Genomic DNA, 21194 nt, shown 5'->3' on the forward strand with positions numbered 1-21194 from the left:
ATTTAGGACTAATATGCATACAATTTCGAAGTTAGATTTTTCAAAAAAGAAAAGGTTTAGTGCCTGGTCCAATTCCCACTTACCAGCAGTGGCAGCAGGGGTCTATGCTATCTGGGATAATGATGAATTGATTTACTGTGGCATGTCAGGTAGACAAATTGAGAAAGCGATAGAACAAGGCAAAACAAAATATGGATTAGTTACACGGCTTAATAGTCATGCCTCGGGAAGGTTAAGTGGGGATCAGTTTTGCGTATATGTAGCTAACCGATTGGTAATACCGCAACTCAACTCTAATGACTTAAAGAAGTTTGCCACAGGCGAATACAAGTTAGATACAATGACAAAAAACTATATTCATGATCACTTTGAATACCAATATGTAATTGTAGATAGCAGTTCAGAAGCTTATGATATTGAGAGTAAAGCAAGAAAAGGGGAGCTATTTGGAGTTAAGCCTTTTTTGAACCCGTTATGATTTATAAAATAACTCGACTAAGTCTTGGAAGAGTTTTTTTACTGGTAGACTTGTCTGAGAAGCGACATAAAAGACTAACGAGAATTTGAGGAAGAGAAAAAAGATGATTTAAAAAAAAAAATATATCCAAAAACAACTGGAGGGATGAAAGTCTAGATGAGTAATACAAACCAACACATTATAGACTATCTTAATTGGTATTTATCAGAGAAGTGTAAGATGCGGGCAGCAGTTATGCTGACCGGTTCATGGGGCTCCGGTAAAACGCATTTCCTCAAAAATGAATACATGTTAAATGAACCAAAGAGATTTATTTACATTTCCTTAAATGGAATTGCTTCTGCCGAAGATATCGATGCTTTGTTGATTCAGTCATTACATCTACTACTTGAAAGTAAGGGTGTGAAAATCGGGGGAGAGATCGCAAAAAGTTTTTTGAAGAATGCATATTAAGTTAAATATGGTCAGCTAGCACAAACGCTCATGAAGTAACATATATCCTTGATAGCTGAGTTTTGTATAAAGCTATGTGGAATACCTATGTAAGTTCATAACACTCTTAAACTCCTATGCATGGCCATTAGTTGACCTATGTCATTGCCGGCCCGCTTTACAGTCAGAGGCTTTGTTTCAATTGTCCTTAAACCAACTTGCTGAATATGAAGGTATAGAAGTATAAATGATAAAGATATTATATACAGACCTTTTTTGATACTTAACTATTGCTAATACAGTATATATGTTATATAAAATGTTTTTTTATAAAAATTCTAAATCAAAGTATTAGAAAGGGGGATAGAAATGCTGAGGATTAAAAATTTCCTACAAATTGTTATTTTTACATCTTTACTTTTTAGCTGCGCATCACCTCAAGAGAAAATCACAGAGTTCTTAGAGGAAGGAGATTATTATGGGGCTTTAAAGTATTTAAATGAAAATAATGCAGCTGGCCAAAAAGTAGTTATGCTTGAACCAAAGTTCATACAAGCTCGAAAGATGTATCAGGAAAGGATTGAACAAACTTACATGGCTAAAGCAACTAAAGAGCGTAACAAAGGCAATATAAGGGCTGTTAAAGCAGTTTTAGATGATGGCATTAATTTATGTATCTGGTCATCCAAGCTTAAATACGAACAAGAGCTTGTTAGCGCGACGATTTCACGAATAGATCTACTATATAAACAGCACGAGACGTTAGGTGATGATATACTCACTATTTTTGAAGATTTTAGTGAATATTATAATTTATTAAATGACAGTCCAAAAATTAACTTTTATTTGGAAAGTCTAGAGCCTGAGTATATAAAATATTTGAATGAAAAATTAAAACCTGAAAGTTATCAAGATATTGATAATTGGGCAGGGACGCTAGTGAAGTTTCCAACTTCTTTACGGTATCTAAATAGAGAGTTATTGGTATTGTTTGAAGCAATTGCTTTTATAAATAAACCACTAATCCTTTTGAATTCAAAGAAAGATTTTAAGAGTTTAAATACGCAGTTAAGAAACATTCAGAGTTTTAAACAGTATTTATCAAAAAAGAACCAGAGCCGACTTAAAGTAATTATAGCGACATCAGAAAAGGAATATTCAAAATTTTTTAGTGAAAGATTACCAGTAATTTTAGATTCAGATGATGTGAGCTTCTTGTTAATAAATTTTTCGGAACAACATTTATCAGACCATTCAATAATAACTAAGCCTTTGATAAAAGCACATTTAAATCGCGCGAACAAATTAATCGGTAAAGGACTAGCATCATTTATTTCTGCGGGTCATTCCGCAAGAGCCTTAGAATTATCAAAATCCGACATTGAAAAAAACGAGTCAAAAGAATTGTTGAACCTATCACTTGGGGGATTGCGTAATACGCAATACCCTGAGATTAAAGTTTACATAGAATTTGATCATGCAACCAATGTGGAAAATAGAAACCAATTGTGGTATAATTTGCATAGAATTTTTTGGTCAACTAATGCAGGGAAAAGATTATTTAAGAAAGAAGTAGATTCTATAAATGCGGATATTCATTTAGTAGTGAAAGATTATAAAGAAATTATACCTGATTTATCTGACCTTAGCCCTGTCCCTTCTTCGTATTATAGTCATACAGAAACAATCCCAAACCCAGCCAAGGCAACACTTAAGTTTCAACTAGAACTCTCAAAAATAAGTTTGGATAGTGCGGAAAACTCATATAGTAATGCTGTTAACTCATATAATTATAACCCAACTAATTATAATCTTCAGAGCGTTAATCTACAAAAAACATTCTACAGCAATGCATTAAATAGCTATAACAATTTGGTCGGACAATATAATAGGACATCATCCCATATAAAGAGACCTGTGTATTTGCCATATAATTTTAATCAAGGCACAATTAAGAATGGGTGGTCAATTAATTTATTAACTAAAGTTAAAGAAGAAACTTTTAGTTTCAAGAAAGAAATGATATACAGTGATTTTGTACGGATAGGTTCAAAAGCCACAGATAAAGACTTATCAAATAGAATCCTTGATGGGGTTAGTGCGGACATGAGTTTTGAAAAACGTTTTCTTAGTTTGCTTGAGTTGTCTAATAAGTATAAACAAAAGCTTAAAGAATATCTTGATAATTTTAAATATAAACAATATGAAAATTTATCTGTAATTGAAAGTGAAATCATTGCGTTATTTATAAATCCTTGGGCTAAAGATCAAGATTTTAAAGACTTACTAGATTCAGAATGGTTTATGCAGGCAGTCTCAAGTGTTGAGATAGATGATAAAGGCAATGATTTTAAACAGATAGAATTAACTAGAAGTGATTATGCGTTAAAATCAAAAGAAGATATTATTGCGTATTATGAAAACGTTGTATGTGGTGTTTATTCGCTCAGTAATGGTCAAAGGTTATCTCGTGGTACAGGAACGATAATTTCTTCTGATGGATACGTGTTGACATGTGCACATACTTTCGTAGGGCCGGAAACTGAAGTGGAACTTTTTAAAGGCGCTTCAAAGGGTGTTTATAAGGCTGAAATAGTTAGCGTTAATGACTTGTATGATATCGCAATTTTGAAAATCAAAGACTTTTCTACGGATAAATGGGCTAATATAGATTTTGATCCTATGAATAAGAAAGGTGATCAAGTTTATTGTATAAGTAATCCAGAACTCTATTCAAAAGGGACAAGTCAACTAGCGTACTCAGGGGGGGTCATAAGTAACCCTGGTCATGTGTTTAATAATATAAAGTATTTAAATATTGATATAAACATTAGTAGCGGTTCTAGTGGTGGGCCAATTATAAATGAAGAGGGAGAAATCGTGGGTATTGTAGAAGCAGTAATAAAAGAAGGACTACGAAGTTCTACGTCATCATCAGGGAATAATTGCTTGGCATTACCCTCGTCCGATTTTACATCTTATATCAATTTAAAAGGGAAGAAATGAACTAAGAATATTTCCCCATTTAAATACTCATTACCACCATCCTATCAGGATATGTAATATATGAGATAAATGCTTTATAAAGATGAGCTCGTCTGAGACGTTTTTAAAATAAAAATAATCTGTCTGAGACGCGATAAAAATAATAAGTCTAAGTTGTGTTGTTTACCTTGATCGCTTAAGATATGTAAAGGTTTTTATTTAAATGGAAGAATACAATGATTTATACCAATTCATACGATCTAATTAAGGAACTCTATAGAAGAGAATTACTAAAAGGAATGAGAATAGGTATAAGAGGAGAATTGTCTTTAGACTCAAAAATCACTGATTCGAATTTATTACAGCTATTAAATGAAGTTTGGGTGGCTTGGGCTGGGAGTTCAGAAGGCGATGAAGTAAATGGCCTTCACCAAGGCTATTATAATTTATATTTAGATCATAAAGGAGACGTTTCTTTAGGGATAACAATTGACGAAGACCTTAAAGATTTTCATGGAGATATTTTTAACCATGAAAAAATATTAACTCTTATAAAAGAAGGTTTGAAACTGGAATGCATCAATCCTAATGAAGATTTATATAGTCAAATGGGCGTAGATTTAGAGTTGAGGTATGACTCTAATCAATTGGATGATAACCTTGAAAATCTAAGCGTTTACAGCGCAGATGATAAGCAATTAAGTGTAGAACTTAAAGAGAAAGAGCAACATTTGGAAGAGGCTAAGCTTAAGGCGAGGATAATTGATTATCTCGTTGAGACATCCTGTGAGCACTGTGGTTCATATGATCGTTTGTACATTAATATTGAAGGTGGTGGAACTTGGCAGTATCAAGGCCTAGGTTATGAGGGAAGAGGCAATATAAAAGACTTTATGAAAGCTTACGAAATCGATTTTGAATGGAAAGGTAATAAATGAAATATCAATTCCTTTTATTTAGTATCTGTATTATTCTTCAATCTTGTAGAACTATGGCACCAGATGGTACTGTTGATGCGTTACCAAAAAGTGTAGCAGAAGTTGATTTTGATAATTCAAAAACTGACAAAAAAAAAGGCTCGGAGTTTAAGCTGTCAACAGATTTCATGGGTAAGGGGTCGTTATCGAGTTGGTGGGCGCTTCGATTTGGTGTTGAAAAGGCAGGTTTGAAAGTAATAACTGATGATTTCAAAAATGGTACAATTATCGGTTCTAACGGTAAAACAGTAGCGGGAGTGTATTTTAAGCAAGGTCCCGATTTGAATACGCGTGTCGCTATGATAGTGGATGGTTATAAGTCTAGAAAAATGTGTGATAATATACTTAAAGAAGCTCGGTCTTTTATGTACCGAAACACTAAAGGTAGAGTTGATTCTGATGTATACAAACCAGCTCCTCGTATTACAGATAACCATATTTTTCGCAATAAAGCGATAAGTTATAATAAACTGACACAGTCTTTTGAAATAAAAGGTTCCAGTTCAAATGGCTATGTGGATCTTAGTGCTAAGTATAAGAAGTATTCAAAGATTCTGGAAGTCACAGGAACTGTTGGTGCAAGTTACATTTCACTTGATTGTAAAAATTCTGAATTTTCAAAGACAATTAACATTAATGGTGATTGTGGTAACTTTGGTTATGCAGATCTTCAAATAAAACCGAGGATTCTAAATGATAAGTTCAATCTTAGTGGCAGTGTAGGTGATTCTCATGTAGATCTATACATAAAGAGCCATGAAAAGAATAGCTGGATTTACAATACTCTTCTTTTTATGCCTCAATTGTTTGGAATTGAGTGATCATCTTTGAAACCAGAAATAAACAGATTATTTAAGAGTGTAGAGAAGCTTTATCAAAAGGGTCTATAAGTGAAAAATTTAATCTAACTCACTACCAAGACCTAGCCAATCATTTAGTTACTTGGAACCTAGAGTTACTCGGAGGAACGTGGCAGTTAGAAGCCATGGAAGATTTCTATTGTGATGAAGTTTTTATGACTTGGATACAGGGTCATAGACATAATATGTCCTAGTGTATTGTGCTTGATATAGAGATGACAAATAAATAAGGCATCCGAGAAGTAAAGAAAGGAGAAGAAATGGAAGATCAACAAATCAAAAAAGCTTTAAAGGTTATCCGTAAGTATAGCAAAGCAATTAAGAAAAAGCCAGCATTTGAATTAGCACAAGAATGGAAGCTTCCATATGATAAGCACACTATAAAAGACTCAATTAAACTGATTATTAAATGTAGAAAGGTTCCTGAGATGGATGATTTTTTGAAGTCGGGGTATATCATGCTTTCTGAGTGGCAAGATATTTTTACACCCATTGGCTTTGGTGATTCAAATACAGTAAGAGCAGCTATGTCAATAATTGAAAAAGGTATGCAATCTAGAGTCAATAGCGAAAGAGAAAAGTTATATCAAGAGATTACTGATTTCGTAAATGAAGTTAATAAAGGCTGTCGGGAGAAATGATGAATGTGCCTGCCGTGGAGAAAGCTAACGTTAAGAACAACAGTTTAAATGAGAAATGATGGATCATTAAAGTTGTTTATATAATAATTACTTATGTTTACATGAGACAAAAAATATCCTTTGTTAAAGGCTATGCTTAATCTGTTTGAAAACAATCTATTTTTTATATGTGGAGTAGCTAATAGAGTAGGGGAGATTAGAGTTATTAAGGTTTAAATATGATATGAAATATGCTTTAGACAGAAGAGGGCAGGAAATTAGTGCGGACGATGGAGTTGACGGTACTAATTATACTTGCCCTGTGTGTTCAGAACGAACCGCCTTTCAAACGAACAAGTTTGGGACTCACTACTTTAAACATTGGCCAGGTAGTAACAGCGAAGACTGTGAAAATTATCGCGGAGGTCAAGTTTATTATAGTGACCGTAGTAAGGAAGTGAATAGGTGGTTAGGACTGGATAAACTGCTTGAAGACATACCTGAAGATTTATTAATTGATAATGGATCTATAGATGAAACGGATGAGTTCCTTAGTTGGTTGGACGCGGTTTTTCCTGGGAAAGATGTAGTTGATTTTGCCTGGGAGATGAAGATCGAAGAATTTATTTCACAATGTTTAACTACGAATCAACCTGATCCTGAATTAAATGTATTGAATCATACCGACCTAAGCTTTACTGAGAAATCAAAGTTACTGTGGAGGCTAGCGCATTATCTTGGGATCGTACATCACTATCATTTAAAGGGAGTGGAAGTCCCAGATAAACATCGATTAGTTGCCGAGAAGTTTAAAACGAGTGCAGTCCTTATTAAGAAAGCGTATACTTCTAAGAAATATGATCAGCTCATTTTTGAAATTAAGGAAGAACCATTGCGTTTGGAATGTGCCGCTGATATCTCAGGTGAAATACAAAAAATATGTTTTCCTGAGCTAATGCAGACTGGGTGCGGCAATATAGACCCAGTTATAAAAAATAGAATAATTAATGAGGGTATCCTTCTTTGTAAGTTAGAAGATGAATCTACTTACATAAGTAGAAGGCATGTAGAAATTGGAGATGAAGTCCTACTATTAGGTAATGATTCAGGAAGACTTGAAAATTATATCAAAAATATTCTTAGAGAAGAACTTAGTTGTTTAAACATAGACGGAATTAGTCCAGGGTGGAAGATCTATCAATTTCAGGTTCCTGAAAGATATAATGAGTTGATGCCTAGTTGGATTCGTTATAAAACGCTTTGTCTTGAAGGAGGATTAAAAATAGCGGGTTCGAAGTATTTAAAAGGGGCCGTGCCAAACATTTTATTAAGAACAAAAATAACTGATCTTAATAAATTCACACTAAAATGTGATGGAGATCAAATTGATTTCGTGAGTCAAGAATTGGAATCAGGACTAATTCGAATTCAAAGTAAACTAGAGTGGAATGAAGGGCAATATTTAGGCTGTTTTAGTGTCGATAAAAAAGAAATCAAGTTTGAAGTCGTTAACCCTCCGATGGTCTCAATAGCTTATGACGAACAAAGTAAGGGAGGCTGGGGATTTACAAAAAATATGTGGCCAGAACTTAGACGTCAGTCAATAGATACTGACGTAGTTCATTTGCGTGGTCCCATTCAAATGGGTGAATTTACAAAAGGTTCATCAAATACTAGCCGTGAACAATGGTTTAAGTTGATTAGAAATAAGAAAGAAAGCAGTAAGATATCGAACCCACGCTTACGGTTAGTTACGAACAGAAAAGTTTTTAAGGAGAAGAGTTAGTCTATGGAGTACTATTTAGGGAAGTTAGAGATAAAAAGCTATAAAAATAATCAAGGATATATCACGGTTATTAATAGCTTAAAGCTGATTGATGGTGTTTGGACAATTAATCAATTTGGGGATTTAAGCAAGTTTGGTTATCGCAAACGAGTATTCGTCCTAAATCACAAAGATCTCACTTTAGAGGATCAATGTTATGTACGTTTTACTTGTGAAGCAAACCCAACTTATGATGGTGATCCCCAGTTGGATGAATATATGGTGAAACCCGATGATCATAATTACAATCACACACTTGAGCGTCAACCTTTATTAAGGTTAATCTCCGAATCTGATTTAGATGGTCACTGGCTGAGTAAAGCTAAGTTCACAAAAGATTTGAATACTACTTCACAAAAAGTACTCTTAAAGTTAAAAATTGACCATAAAGATTGTGTTGTTGAAGGATTGACACTTAAAAATGAGTCAGGTGAAGTTCGCTTGTGTCCACCCAGTAATAAAAGCGTTGTCAACTGTTGGAAAATGTCAGATATAGATCAAAGTCTGATTCTGAATATGGGGTATGCCAGTTATTTATTAGCTGAGCCAGATCATGGTCTGATTCACAAAGAAATTGATGTTCAAACCGAAGCACAGTTAAGTAATTGGTTTAAAAAGCAACTAAAAGAACTAACGGTATTTAACTCTTTAAATGCTAAAGAACAGACTGAATTTTCGAAGATTTTGAAAACTCTTATAAAAGACAAAGAGTTTCGTGGCAATAAGCGTAATGTAGAACAGCAAAGATGGTCAAGAGTCGTTGAGGATTTAAAAGTTTATCAGTTCTCTATTAATGAAATAAAATCACTTGTGAAGTTGCCGCAATGGCAAAAAGCTTTTTCTAGTTCGATAGAAGCCAATGTGAGTTCTTTTAAGGAAGAGATTCATAGTCAACTTAAGGGGCTTGAAGATGAATTAGTAAATAAACAAGAGGAATATAAAGAGTTCGAAAAATCATTTGATTCTAGTAAGAAAAATCGTGAAGCCGATCTTGATAAAGCAATACATTCAAAGAAGTTGATTTTTGAAAAAGAAGAAAAGGCTCGCTTAAAACAGATTTCAGTTCTTGAGAAAGATCTGAAAGAACTTGAAGACGATTTGCTGAAACGAGAGACTCAATTAGTCACTTATCAAAAAAGATTTGATAGCGCAAGTGAGCGATTTAAATCCACTCGCCAAGAATTAGTCGAGGATTTATCTCTTTTTCAAAATGTTCTTGGTTTCGAAGCTCATAAGGCAAGAGTAAATGAATTTAATGACGATACAGAAATTGTTCAATTACCATTATTAGAGGTCGAAGATACTAAGCATGAAGTGATGGTTGATCGTCTCAAAGAAGAGTTTTCAATTTGGCTTCCTAATACCCCAAAAGGATACAGTAAGTTACTCTATTTGGCAATTGGAGGAAGCAAGGCGATAATTGTACCAGATGAAACGTACTCGTGTGCATTTCAGGCAGGACAAGGAGAGCGTTGTCGTTTGAGCTTCATAGTGGTGGATCCATCATGGACGCGGTTTAAAGAAGCGTGGGAAGAAATGTCGATTGTTTGGAGCCATGCCTTAAATAATCCTACATATCAATTTTTACTCCATATACAAGATTTTGATATGGCACTCGCCGAAGTTTGGGCACGTCCACTATTAAATATATTGGCAGGTTTTTCTCAGAAATTACAGGTCGGTCCCGACTGTTTTTCTTGGCCGGATAATTTAAAATTAATTATATCTCCTTCAATTGATAAGGAAAATAGTTTTGGGCTGAGTCCAGAAGTTTGTGCTCATTTTACGGCAATAAATCCTAATGCTGAAGGTGAAGAGATAGGGGATTGGCCGAACGCAAAGCTGAGTAAATCTTTTAGTGAAGCTAGGTTTCGGTTAAATGAATTTGCATTGGAAATGGGAGAAGATGTTGAGCGTACAGAGAACTACGTCCAAAAATTGAAATACATATATCCCATGAGTTTTGTAAATGACCTGCGTGATGAGTGATAATAGTTTACATGATACCTTTTTACATTGGCTAACAATTGCAAAAGCAAGGGAGTCATTTAGTGAAAGTACAGTTATAAGTAATTTTAAAAAATTACTTATTTCTAGAGTGAAGACTGATGAAGAAAATAATCAGTATATTCGCTATAATCTTTTAGACCCTATGTTACGTCAGGGGCATATAGAATGGATAGATGAAGGTAGGTATTGCTTAGTCCCTCCAGTTCGCTTAAAGGTTGCTGATGGCTTAGATAAAAGAAAGTCATTTTTTTATGGAGCAAGAAGCGCGCGGTGCCAGGAGGAGATGCCGGGACTAGAAATTATTGAACAGGAATTTGGGTGTGATGTATGGTGTCACACTGATGAGAATTACAATGATTACATAGAGGCAACATTTCAAAAGCAAGAGATTCACATAGGTGAGATCCTAAAGAATATTCCTAGTGTAGTCCAGGCAATGAACGCTTTTGATGAAGGTTGTGATAGAGCGGAGATGAAAGAAAGGCAGCAGGTAATCCCCCGAATCTCATGTGGTAAACCTTTCACTACTTGGGAGCAATGGAACGAAAATGCAGTTGATAAGATTATACGCTACCGGAACCTTCCACCGCATAGATCGCCATGGCTATTAAGTTATAATGGAAAAGTTAAGCAATTGAATACCGTTGAAAAAAGTTATGTTGCTATGTGGGTATTGATATCACAACTGAGTGTGATAGAGCTAGTCTACGATACCGGAAACAAAAGGCTAAAGATTCCAAGAAGTAAGTTATTGTTTCTCCCTAGAGTTTTAGAACGTTTATTAATTTGGTATAGTGGTTTTCTAGGAAAAAGAGACCAAAGTCACATCGTTTTTGAACAAATACCGAAGCATGCGGCGAGGGAAGTAGCAAGGATTTTAAATTTAAAACTAAGAGTGATCAAATGAATGACGCAGTGACGATTGCAAATAATCTAAAAGATATGTATTTAAGATTTTTAGACAGTGCGATGCCTTTACGCTATGAAGAATTGATGGCAGAAAGAAGAGCTCTGTTAAGTGAGAAAGGCATGATCAGTCAAGATCCTTTATTTGAAGCTGTGCCACGTTATGAAGAATATAAAACACTATATGAAGCAAGTAAGGACTTAGATCTGGACAAGGATTTTGCCTCTTTCGTAGAGACTGGTCTATTTACAAAAATACATGGTCAATCAATGAAGATGTATAAACATCAGTTTCAGAGTTTGAAAGCAGTATGTAAATCAAACAAAAATTTGATTGTGACAACGGGTACAGGTTCTGGTAAGACGGAGTGTTTTTTGCTGCCCATGATCCATAACATAATAAAAGAATCACGAACATGGGGAGAAGACAAGCCCAAAGCAGTCAGAGCTCTGTTGTTATATCCGTTGAATGCATTGGCAGAGGATCAAATGATCCGTTTACGAAAAAGTTTAGATGGCGTAAGTACGGAGGAGAATGAGGGGCCTAGAAAATGGCTAGATGAACATAGAAATGGTCATCGAATAACATTTGGCCGTTATACAGGAAAAACGCCAATTTCAGGGGTCCGAAGTAGTAGTGCAGAGCAAAAACTTAAGAATGAAAAGTGGGCAATGGAGAGGATCTACAAAGAGGTCAAAGATAATGAAGATTTACGTTATTTTTATAAGAGCTTTGATGAAGACTCTGCGGAAGTCTGGGATCGCTGGTCAATGCAAGAAGAGCCCCCAGACTTGTTGATCACTAATTATTCGATGCTTAACATTATGCTTATGCGTAGTCTAGAAGAAAATATTTTTGAACAAACTCGTAAATGGTTAGCGGATGATCCATGGTTAAAGGGGGAAGCAAATGAACCGACAAGAATTTTTCACTTTATTGTAGATGAACTACATACATATAGAGGAACATCAGGAACGGAAGTCGCTTATTTAGTACGCTTGATGCTAAATAGGTTGGGCCTCAATGCAGATTCACCTCAATTACGTTTTTTAGCGTCGAGTGCATCGTTGCCTAGCTCAGCTGAAACGCGTAAATATATATTAGAGTTTTTAGGTTCGTCTGATGATTTCAAAGATGACGAAACATTTAATAAAAAATATTCAATTATAGAAGGTTCTCCCTTACGGTACATACCAAGTCATGAAAAAATATTTAAAAACAAGCAAAAAGTTTTTAGTGATTTTTTTGAAAGTTGGAAGAGGGCTCCTAAGGGGAAAAAGCAGGGGCCAGTCTATGAATTGGCTCAACATTTAAGAGTAGATTTAAAAGGCGAAGAGGAAGTAAAAGCATCTTTGGGGATTATTTGTCAGGAAGCTGAGATTATAAAGTCCTATCACGAAAATATTCCCCAACAGGCTGAAAGTTTAGAAGATATATCTCAGCGAGTTTTTGGAGTAGTGGATCAAATCGCAACACAAGGGCTTATAACAATACTAACTGAATCTAGAGTTAGCAATCTTCCAGGTGCCGCGGCACCACAACCTCTTAGGATGCATGCATTTTTTCGTAATACACTCGGCTTATGGGCATGTTCTAATAAAAACTGCACTGAGGTAAGTGACCCCGATGGTACAAGGAACCTACCTGTAGGTAAACTTTATACCCAACCCAAATTGGTCTGTAATTGTGGAGCACGAGTTTTAGATTTACTACTATGTAAAAGTTGTGGAGATATTTTTTTGGGAGGCTACCGATCAAAACTCAATGAGAAGAAAGTTGAGTATTTAGTTCACGGCCAACCAAATTTAGAACAAATACCGGCAACTATGACGGCAAAAGAATTGTATGGCGAATATGCAGTTTTATGGTTGGGGAAACCGGGTGAAAATAAACCCATTGATAACGCTTGGACGGAGACTTCAGGTGAAGTTAATAAATTAAATTGTACATGGAAAGAGGCGAATTACAATGCATTTAAAGGCAGGGTAGAGCCAGGAAAGATTGGAGCTAATTCTTATTTGTTTTCGATTACATCAAACAAAACAAAAAAATATGATTATAACTGTCAGGCTATGCCTAATAAATGTCCGCAATGTGATAGTGATGGACGTCGAAAGGATGGTAAGAGTTTCCCTCCAGTAGGTCTGCATCGTACGGCAGTACAAAGAGTGAATCAACTTTTGTTGGATGCGTTATTTAGAGAGTTCGATGATGAACAAGCAAAAAAATTAGTCGTGTTTACAGATAGCCGCCAAGATGCAGCTAAGCTTGCAGCGGGGATTGAATTAGATCATTATCGCGACTTGGTTCGCCAATCACTTATGCAGGGTTTTGATAAACTAGGAGGGGATAAAGGTATAGCATTAAAATATCTGGAAGCAGGAAGTCCTAAAGATTTTACCGAAGAAGAAAAAGAACAATTCAAAGATTTTCGAGCCAGAGATAGCAAGCTGTTTAATGCGATACGAGATTTTTTAGATGAGATGGCTTCGGAAGAAGAATTGAAACAGATTGAGCAACTAAAAGATAAAAAAAGTGGCCCATACCCTATGGGGCGAGTAACGAATTTAGTATGGGAAGATTTACTGAGTTTAGGAGTTAACCCAGCAGGTCCTAATCCAAGTAGGCAAACTAAAAAAGTAAAGTTAGATGCAGACGGAGGCTATGTAACGACGAGTTGGCGAGAACTGATTGATTGGGAAGGACGTAAACCTGAAAATAAAGATGCATTTGATTTATTACCACAGGCCAAGACTCTTAAAAATGAATTGGACCAAGCTGCGGCAGATGAGTGTGTGTTCACCATGTTTGCACATAAAAGAAAGAGTGTAGAGGCACTGGCTTTGGGGACTTTAACGTTCAAACCGAGCGATATAGAGTTTGATACAGATGGACTATTGTCATGGAAAGAGTTTTCAAATATAGCTAATATTGTGATCAGAGTTTTAGGCGAGAAGCGCAGGATTAGTGGTAATAATTATTTTAATAATGCTTCACTCCCTAAGGAACTAAAGAGTTTACTTAAGAAAAAGTTTCCAGGTGATGAAAACAGTATACTGAATTTACTTAAGGATTTTTTACTTAGTAAAGGCGTTTTAGAGTCTGAGGAAAATCTTGTTATCAAACCTTCTGGTCTATGGTTTTCTCCTTGTAAAATGGGAGATAAAATTTGGAGGTGTAAGCAATGTTCAAGTGTACACCTTAATAATGAAATACATTTATGTTGGAATTGTCGATCCCCTCTAGATCCTAAAGATTTTAGATTAAAATCGAATTCAGATTCTGAGCAGGATTATTATGCATATCTAGCATCATCCAAAGCTGAAACTTTTAGATTACATTGCGAAGAGTTGACGGGTCAAACATCCCATGAAAATGCAGTTAAACGCCAGCGCTTATTTCAGGATATAATATCAGGTGATAAGGAAGTGTCTTTAATTGATTGCATTGACGTATTGAGTGTGACAACGACAATGGAAGCAGGTGTTGATATAGGTTCCTTAATGGCAGTAATGATGGGTAATGTTCCTCCGAAACGTTTTAACTATCAACAGAGAGTTGGCCGTGCGGGTAGACGGGGTGCGGGGCTTTCAATTGCGTTGACTGTTGCACGAGGCAGAAGTCATGATGAAACTCACTTTTGTGATCCTCAGAGAATGATTTCTTCTAATCCTACACCTCCTTATTTAGACCTTAAACGACAAGCAGTTTTAAACAGAATGGTTAGTAAAGAGTTGCTTAGGCAGGCTTTTAGGGTATGTGGTGTGAAAGCTAAAGCTGATAGTGTGCATGGTGAATTTGGTGATTGTGAGACGTGGGCCATGAGCGAAAGACTTATAAAGTTATGGTTTACAAAAAATGATCAGGTCATTACAGATACCTGTGATTTTTTAACTTCATCGGAAGATATGAAAGAGGAAGCAATTCGATACGCCAAGGAGGAACTGTTAGTATCGGTAGATAAGATTTCCAAAGACACTAAATACCATCAGAAATCCTTAAGTGAGCGGTTAGCTAATGCGGGTGTCTTGCCCATGTTTGGTTTTCCGACACGCTCTAGAAATCTATATAGTAACATCCCCAAATCTAGAAATAGTGAAAATGTGATTAACCGTGATTTAGATATAGCGATAAGTCAATTTGCTCCAGGGGCAGAGTCTGTAAAGGATAAAGCCGTTATCACAAGCGTAGGGATTGTCGATTATGTGTACGAAAAAGGTAGAGCGAAAGAAGCCGATGGTCGAGGAGCCATACGGCAGCTTGGTTCATGTAAAAACTGCGGTGCTTTAATTTGTGATGATGTTCCAGAGAATAAATGTTCATTATGCGGTTCTGAATCAGATTATATGAAATTAACCACTTGGGAACCAAAGGGGTTTACAACAGAACATTACCAAGAAAAGGATTTTGAAGGTTCATTTGAATGGACTGCTAGAGCTTCAATGGCCAGATTGGCTAATGAACCGGTAATGTTTGAGCCGATAGAGGGGATTAACCTAGAGTGTTCTAACGAAGAAAAAATGATAACAAGCATCAATGATAATGATGGTAAGTTATTCCAATTTAATGAACATGAATCCAAACCTGGTTTATGGCTGGAATCGACCTGTCTACCATTTGAAGGGTGGTGGAAAGATCAATTAAATACAGATAGATGTGAAAAAGTAGGTTTATCTTCTTCCAAATATACAGATGTGTTATTATTGAGACTGAGTAAAGTGTCTCCGAATATAGACCTCAGCCCTTTCGGTGATAATTCGCTATACGCTAGGGCCGCCTATTACTCATGGGGAGGACTTATTCGCAAAGCAGCCTGCATATCATTAGATATCGAACCTGGTGAACTGGATATGAATATACGACCTGTAAAAGATGCTGAGAATGAATTTTGTGAAGTGTTTTTAGCTGATCACTTGGAAAATGGAGCGGGTTATTGTCGCTACCTACGCGATAATATGTATGAATCAATTATAAAATTATTAGATACTGATGGAGAACTGAATCTACACTTAAACGCTGAGGCTCACTCTACTTGTGATAGCTCTTGCTATGATTGTTTAAGAGATTATCACAATTCTGATTTTCACGCTATTTTAGATTGGCGCCTAGGTGTTGATTTGATGAATTTATGCAAAGATGCTACATATATGCCTTCATTAAAGAGCGGCCATTGGCAGAGTATAAAAGATATTGCTGTAAAAAGTTTATGCTCAATTAATAAATCCTTAGTTGTGAAACATGTATCTAATATTGATTGTATGTATGATGGGGAAAAGGTAGTGGCCGTACTAATTCACCCATTATGGGCGAGTAATCATGAAGGTTTAGTCGAACTAGCCATAGACTTAAATATCAATGTCGATGAATTACCAGTTTGTAATATTTTTGATGTTATGCGAAGACCAGGTTGGTGCTTATCTAAACTGAACTTGAGTTGATATTGAGTTTTTTAAATCCAATTAAATCCAAGAGTTTTTAATGAGGAATAAAGGGAGCATTTGTGAGTGATATAAATCAATATAAATCTGAGTGGCACGAAATTTGTCGAGACTATGAGATAGAAGAAAATTTGCGCATTCGTTTGCATAGATGTTTCTCTTGGGCCGCTAAGATTGATGAATACCGTGATGAGCAGCCCGACGAGGCCTTCTTGTGTGCATGGGTAAGCTTCAATAGTCTATTTGCACGCATTGATCCGCAAAGTAACGATTTTCTACCTGAAAAACAATCAATTGAATTTTTTTTAGGGAAGCTCAAGAGTATAGATCGTCAGGGTAAGCTAGAGCACCTTTTGGACGAGAGTGAATGGCAGTTTGAGCAGATTCTTCAATGCAAATTTCTACAGTCGAACTTTTGGCGTCAGCTCGATGGTAAGGAGCAAGTGGTACTTAAGAATTGGAATAATGATAGCTTTAAGTATTTTCGTAAAAAGGGTGATGAGGTTCTTTTATTTAAAGTACTGCTCGGGATTTATGTAATGCGCAATCAACTCGTGCACGGTGGGGCGACATATGGATCGCAAATGAATCGTTCAACACTCATGCTTTGTCTCTATGTATTAGAACCCATGCTCAATTGTTTTATTGATATCTTGATTCACGAAGGTTCCGACATGGAATTTGGAGCCTTGCCTTACCCACCGGTGAAGTAGGACAACTTTTGTCCTGTGTGTAGAAGTGGTTTAGAGAAAACATGAGGTAAAGAATGAGTTTAAGTGACATAAAATTATCAGGTATATGTGAAAGAGATATAGATATGCTTCTACAAGAAGAGTTTGTAGCTAGCGAACGTTTTTGTTCATGGTTCCTTCAACAAATAAAAGTGTTTGATGAATTTGAACATGACAAAATCCTTGTAAAAAGATCTGTTACAGATACATATGGGGAATCTGATTTAGAGCTTACTTTTCAAGACCTTAAACTCAAAATTCTTATAGAAAATAAGGTTGATGCATCCTTCCAAAAGGATCAAGCTCAGCGATATAGTGATAGGGCTCTAAAGTTTTGTCAAAGTGGTGATGGGAATAAGAGTAGGACAGTTCTAGTAGCTCCAAAGCATTATGGTAATAATGAATTGTGTGATTTTGAACATAGAGTCAATTATGAAGAAATCCTTACTTGGTACAAGAACTCCGATATACCTAAAAACCGCGTCAGGTTTAAAAATCACGTTTTAGAAACTGCTATTAATAAGGCGTTTAAAAATTATGATTTAATTACAGATGAAGAGAATACAGATTTTTGGATATCTTATTACAATTTAATGAAAGAATTGTACCCATATATGATATTGAAAGATCCGGGCCCTAAGCCGTCAGGGTCATATTTTATATATATGCGAAAACAAGGCTTCCCTAAGACTGTTAAAATCTATCATAAATTTCCAAAGGGTATTATAGATTTAGAATTTCCGGGTATGGGAGATTCTCTAGATGCAGTTATTGATTCGTTTAAAAAAGCGCTGCCTTCAAATTATGATGTAGTGAAAACAAATAAGTCAGCTAGCATTAGAGTTGAGGTTCCTAAATTGACTTTATCATTTACTTTCGATGATCAGAATAATGAAATTAAAGAATGTATGAAACAAGCTGTTAGCTTAGCTGATTGGTATTTACAGAATAAAGAATTACAAACATTTATAGTATGAGGAAAAGTTATGTTAAAAACTAAAGGGATTTCTTTTAATGCAGCTATTGTTGAACAGATTCTAAGTGACGATTCTAGAATTGAAATTTGTACTAGAAATTTCACCAAAAAGGAAGGTGGATCAACCATTTCGAAATCTCTAGGTATCGGTGTGTATTTTAAGCCAAGTAGATGGGAAAAGAACGCGGAGCTTGAAACTGTATTGAGACAGTTTTTCAATGATTATCAAGATCCCTTTGAGGCTTTTAAGGCATTTGCTGAAGCAGAAGAAAAAAATGCCAATAGTAAAGTTGTCTATGATTATAATTTCATGGATAATCTAACTAATTAAATACTAAGCCATCTTTTGTCCTAGGTCTAATGTGATAGTCAAAAGGTACATCAAGACGATCGAGAGATCGAGCAACCGGGGTCAGTCCCACGGTGCTAAGCGAAGTTCGCAGATGTGCAGATTTAATCTGAAAAAATACTGGAGATCATTATGATTTTACACATTCCCCATAGTTCGACTTTTATACCCGAAGAATACCTAAGTGAGTTCTTGCTGAGTTCGCAAGACTTGCAGCAAGAATTACTAAGCATGACGGATCATTTCACAGATGATTTATTTGATTGGAAGTGGGATAGGGCAGTCTTTCCCGTGAGTCGCCTCTTGGTAGATGTCGAGCGTTTCGAAGATGATGCGGAGGAAGAGATGGCCGAGCGGGGCATGGGCGTACTTTACGAAAAAGGTTCACAGCTTCAATCACTGCGTCGCCAGGCAAGTCCAGACTTACGCAAAGAATTGCTGGATCGTTATTATCGGACACATCACAAGAAGTTGGAGGCCATGGTGGATTATAGTCTTTATAAACGCAATAAGGCCTTGGTGATTGATTGCCATAGCTTCAATGCGATTGCGCGGCCCTATGAAGGCTATACGGGTGCTGAGCGTCCTGAGATCTGTCTTGGAACGGATGCTTTCCATACACCACAGAACTTAGTCGAAGGCTTTCGTAAGTTTTTTGAAGAACGAGGCTTCAGTGTAAGGATCAATGATCCCTTCTCTGGCTGCTTAGTGCCGAAGAAGTTTTATCAAAAGGATGAGCGTGTACACGCCATCATGATCGAGCTACGCCGTGATCTTTACATGAACGAAGCGACGGGAGAGAAGACTGCCGCTTACTCAGAGCTGAAGCAAACCTTAGCTGACTTAGAGCAAGCCATCATGAATAGTGAGTTTGCTAATTGAAGGAGAATCAAATGAAGAAACTAATGATTATACTCACATTACTTCCTGTGGTGGTCCTATCGAGTCCTCAAGAAAGTATCAAAAAATCACTGGATGCCTGGGCTCCTTTATCGGTAATTATCAATAATAAAGAACTTATCATTGCGATGAGCGCACATCACATTAGGGATAAGCTTTATCAGGAACTTATGATCAAGGGCATTATGGCCTATGCGGGGTTAAAAGACCAGAGAGCCTTGTATCGAATTGAGAAGATTATGATCTTAAACAAATTCAAAAATCAAGGCTATGTCTTCACCGGCAATACACAAAGATTAACTGACTTGACAGAACTCAGTGGGAGTAATCAAAAAAGACAATTAATGAAATATAGCAGGCGCTATGAGCCTTAGGTGTATTTTTCTCATAGAGAGAGTGTGGGATATGAGTCTAAAAATCGGGGAGGAAATAATTTATTAACTTTTCTTCTGTACCCGTGTAAGAATATGAATTAGTCAATCATTTAGTAAGTAAGGACCTCGATCTGTGTAGGTTTAGAATAAGATGAAAAGGACGTATACATGAAATTCAGTTATTTTGCAGTGCTTGTATTATTGTCATCTAGCTTACAAGCCAACCTAGTCGGTACTAGACGAAATATTACAGTTATCAAAAAAGGGAATATAACTCAAGGATATAGTTTAGATTACCAACAAAGTATGTGGGTATCACACCAAGTAAAATTAGGAGAAAGAGGGCCTATTGTGAATAAGCTTCAAAATACAGATGGTTTTGGAAATATGATTTTAGATAGAGATCATTTTAGTCCATATTATACACAAAGTTTATTAACAAGTATATTGTTAGGCTCGGAAGAGAAAAAGTTCAGTAGCGAAATCTCGTTATGCACACTAATGGATATTTCTCTTAAGAGAAACTGGATCAATATGGATGTGGCTTTGAGTCGGCAGGATAACACAAATCCAGTTTTTATAATTAATGGGGTGGTTTTTACTAGTAAAGTGAAATATGCATTTGATAAGGGATTTCCGATACCGGCCGGGTTTTACAAAGTGATTTATTACCCAGACAGTAAACAGGCAATTGCTTTTGTGATGTCAAATAAGCCACTTGAGAAGGTTTTTAAAAACTATGCGGTTCCCATAGCTAGACTTGAAAAGTTAGTTGGCTATAAAATATTAGAGGAACTTGATGATAAGTACAAATCTCAGGTAGATAAACCATTAGTGGGAAAATTGTGGAACTCCGTAGAAAATAAGGATAGTCAAAGTTCTTATTTATTAATGAGTAACGTGCGGTCATACGGAAACAAGATTATGTTTTTACGAAATGAAATGTTGAATAGTATGAGTAATTTACATATTATCCCTATACAGGAATTAAAGAAAAGTTTTGAGGGAAAATTTAAAGCATCGAGACTTCTAGATTCGATATAAAAATAAGAATCGTAAAATAACGAAATTGAGAGAACAATGGAAGAAAGAAGAAAAGATTGTAAGAAAAGCAGTGATCAAAAGTTATACACCGATTTTACAGAGATATAAAAATAGGTTAAGACCTCTCGAACAAGAACTTAGCCGTTTGATAACAAAAAATAAAGTCGATAAAAAAGCTATTGAATATAAAAAAGCTATTGAATATTCTAAATTACAACTAAAAGATTTTTACGAGAAAGTAGCTCATTATGATGTCACTAAGGCATTGAGAAATTTAAATAAATAATT

At 35.8% G+C, this 21194-nt stretch carries 17 protein-coding genes; all 17 read left to right on the top strand.

From position 1 onward, the window contains the following. Positions 1 to 13 precede the first annotated feature (13 nt). The gene (locus LNTAR_RS19195) at positions 14 to 478 is read left to right on the top strand and encodes a hypothetical protein (RefSeq protein WP_007280416.1); all 465 of its coding nucleotides are present in this window, start codon (positions 14 to 16) and stop codon (positions 476 to 478) included. Between the two features lie 156 nt (positions 479 to 634). Next, the gene (locus LNTAR_RS19200; RefSeq protein WP_007280417.1) at positions 635 to 931 is read left to right on the top strand and encodes a P-loop NTPase fold protein; all 297 of its coding nucleotides are present in this window, start codon (positions 635 to 637) and stop codon (positions 929 to 931) included. Positions 932 to 1279: 348 nt separating this feature from the next. Then, entirely contained in the window at positions 1280 to 3916 is a 2637-nt protein-coding gene (locus LNTAR_RS19205; protein ID WP_007280418.1) for a S1 family peptidase, read from the top strand. A gap of 215 nt (positions 3917 to 4131) precedes the next feature. Then, positions 4132 to 4833: a hypothetical protein gene (locus LNTAR_RS19210; protein ID WP_007280419.1), complete on the top strand. Its 702-nt coding sequence runs from the start codon at positions 4132 to 4134 to the stop codon at positions 4831 to 4833. After that, complete coding sequence (locus LNTAR_RS19215) at positions 4830 to 5693, top strand: hypothetical protein (RefSeq protein WP_007280420.1); 864 nt, start codon at positions 4830 to 4832, stop codon at positions 5691 to 5693. Before LNTAR_RS19210 ends, LNTAR_RS19215 begins: the two co-directional genes overlap by 4 nt. A 299-nt stretch (positions 5694 to 5992) precedes the next feature. Continuing rightward, positions 5993 to 6373, top strand: a complete 381-nt coding sequence (locus LNTAR_RS19220; RefSeq protein ID WP_007280421.1) for a hypothetical protein — start codon at positions 5993 to 5995, stop codon at positions 6371 to 6373. Positions 6374 to 6596: 223 nt separating this feature from the next. Then, on the top strand, positions 6597 to 8138 hold the full coding sequence (locus LNTAR_RS19225) for a hypothetical protein (protein ID WP_007280422.1): 1542 nt from the start codon (positions 6597 to 6599) through the stop codon (positions 8136 to 8138). 3 nt (positions 8139 to 8141) lie between these two features. After that, complete coding sequence (locus LNTAR_RS19230; protein ID WP_007280423.1) at positions 8142 to 10166, top strand: coiled-coil domain-containing protein; 2025 nt, start codon at positions 8142 to 8144, stop codon at positions 10164 to 10166. Beyond that, positions 10159 to 11094, top strand: a complete 936-nt coding sequence (locus LNTAR_RS19235; RefSeq protein ID WP_007280424.1) for a hypothetical protein — start codon at positions 10159 to 10161, stop codon at positions 11092 to 11094. Before LNTAR_RS19230 ends, LNTAR_RS19235 begins: the two co-directional genes overlap by 8 nt. Beyond that, a complete protein-coding gene (locus LNTAR_RS19240; protein WP_007280425.1) occupies positions 11091 to 16532 on the top strand; it encodes a DEAD/DEAH box helicase in 5442 nt (1813 codons plus the stop codon). Before LNTAR_RS19235 ends, LNTAR_RS19240 begins: the two co-directional genes overlap by 4 nt. Before the next feature lie 62 nt (positions 16533 to 16594). Beyond that, positions 16595 to 17245 (top strand): HEPN domain-containing protein, encoded by a 651-nt coding sequence (locus LNTAR_RS26105; RefSeq protein ID WP_007280426.1) that lies wholly within the window; start codon positions 16595 to 16597, stop codon positions 17243 to 17245. A gap of 53 nt (positions 17246 to 17298) precedes the next feature. Next, positions 17299 to 18240, top strand: a complete 942-nt coding sequence (locus LNTAR_RS19250; RefSeq protein WP_083800092.1) for a PD-(D/E)XK nuclease family protein — start codon at positions 17299 to 17301, stop codon at positions 18238 to 18240. A 9-nt stretch (positions 18241 to 18249) separates the two neighbouring features. Next, entirely contained in the window at positions 18250 to 18570 is a 321-nt protein-coding gene (locus LNTAR_RS19255; protein WP_007280428.1) for a hypothetical protein, read from the top strand. Positions 18571 to 18720: 150 nt separating this feature from the next. Then, positions 18721 to 19470 carry an N-formylglutamate amidohydrolase gene (locus tag LNTAR_RS19260; protein ID WP_007280429.1) on the top strand — a complete coding sequence of 250 codons (750 nt, stop codon included), beginning with the start codon at positions 18721 to 18723 and terminating at the stop codon, positions 19468 to 19470. An 11-nt stretch (positions 19471 to 19481) separates the two neighbouring features. Beyond that, complete coding sequence (locus LNTAR_RS19265; RefSeq protein ID WP_007280430.1) at positions 19482 to 19862, top strand: hypothetical protein; 381 nt, start codon at positions 19482 to 19484, stop codon at positions 19860 to 19862. 168 nt (positions 19863 to 20030) lie between these two features. Continuing rightward, positions 20031 to 20906: a DNA/RNA non-specific endonuclease gene (locus LNTAR_RS19270; RefSeq protein ID WP_007280431.1), complete on the top strand. Its 876-nt coding sequence runs from the start codon at positions 20031 to 20033 to the stop codon at positions 20904 to 20906. Positions 20907 to 20931: 25 nt separating this feature from the next. Then, positions 20932 to 21192, top strand: a complete 261-nt coding sequence (locus LNTAR_RS19275) for a hypothetical protein (protein WP_007280432.1) — start codon at positions 20932 to 20934, stop codon at positions 21190 to 21192. Positions 21193 to 21194 lie beyond the last annotated feature (2 nt).

This window comes from Lentisphaera araneosa HTCC2155 (genome assembly GCF_000170755.1).
In the GTDB taxonomy this organism is placed as follows: domain Bacteria; phylum Verrucomicrobiota; class Lentisphaeria; order Lentisphaerales; family Lentisphaeraceae; genus Lentisphaera; species Lentisphaera araneosa.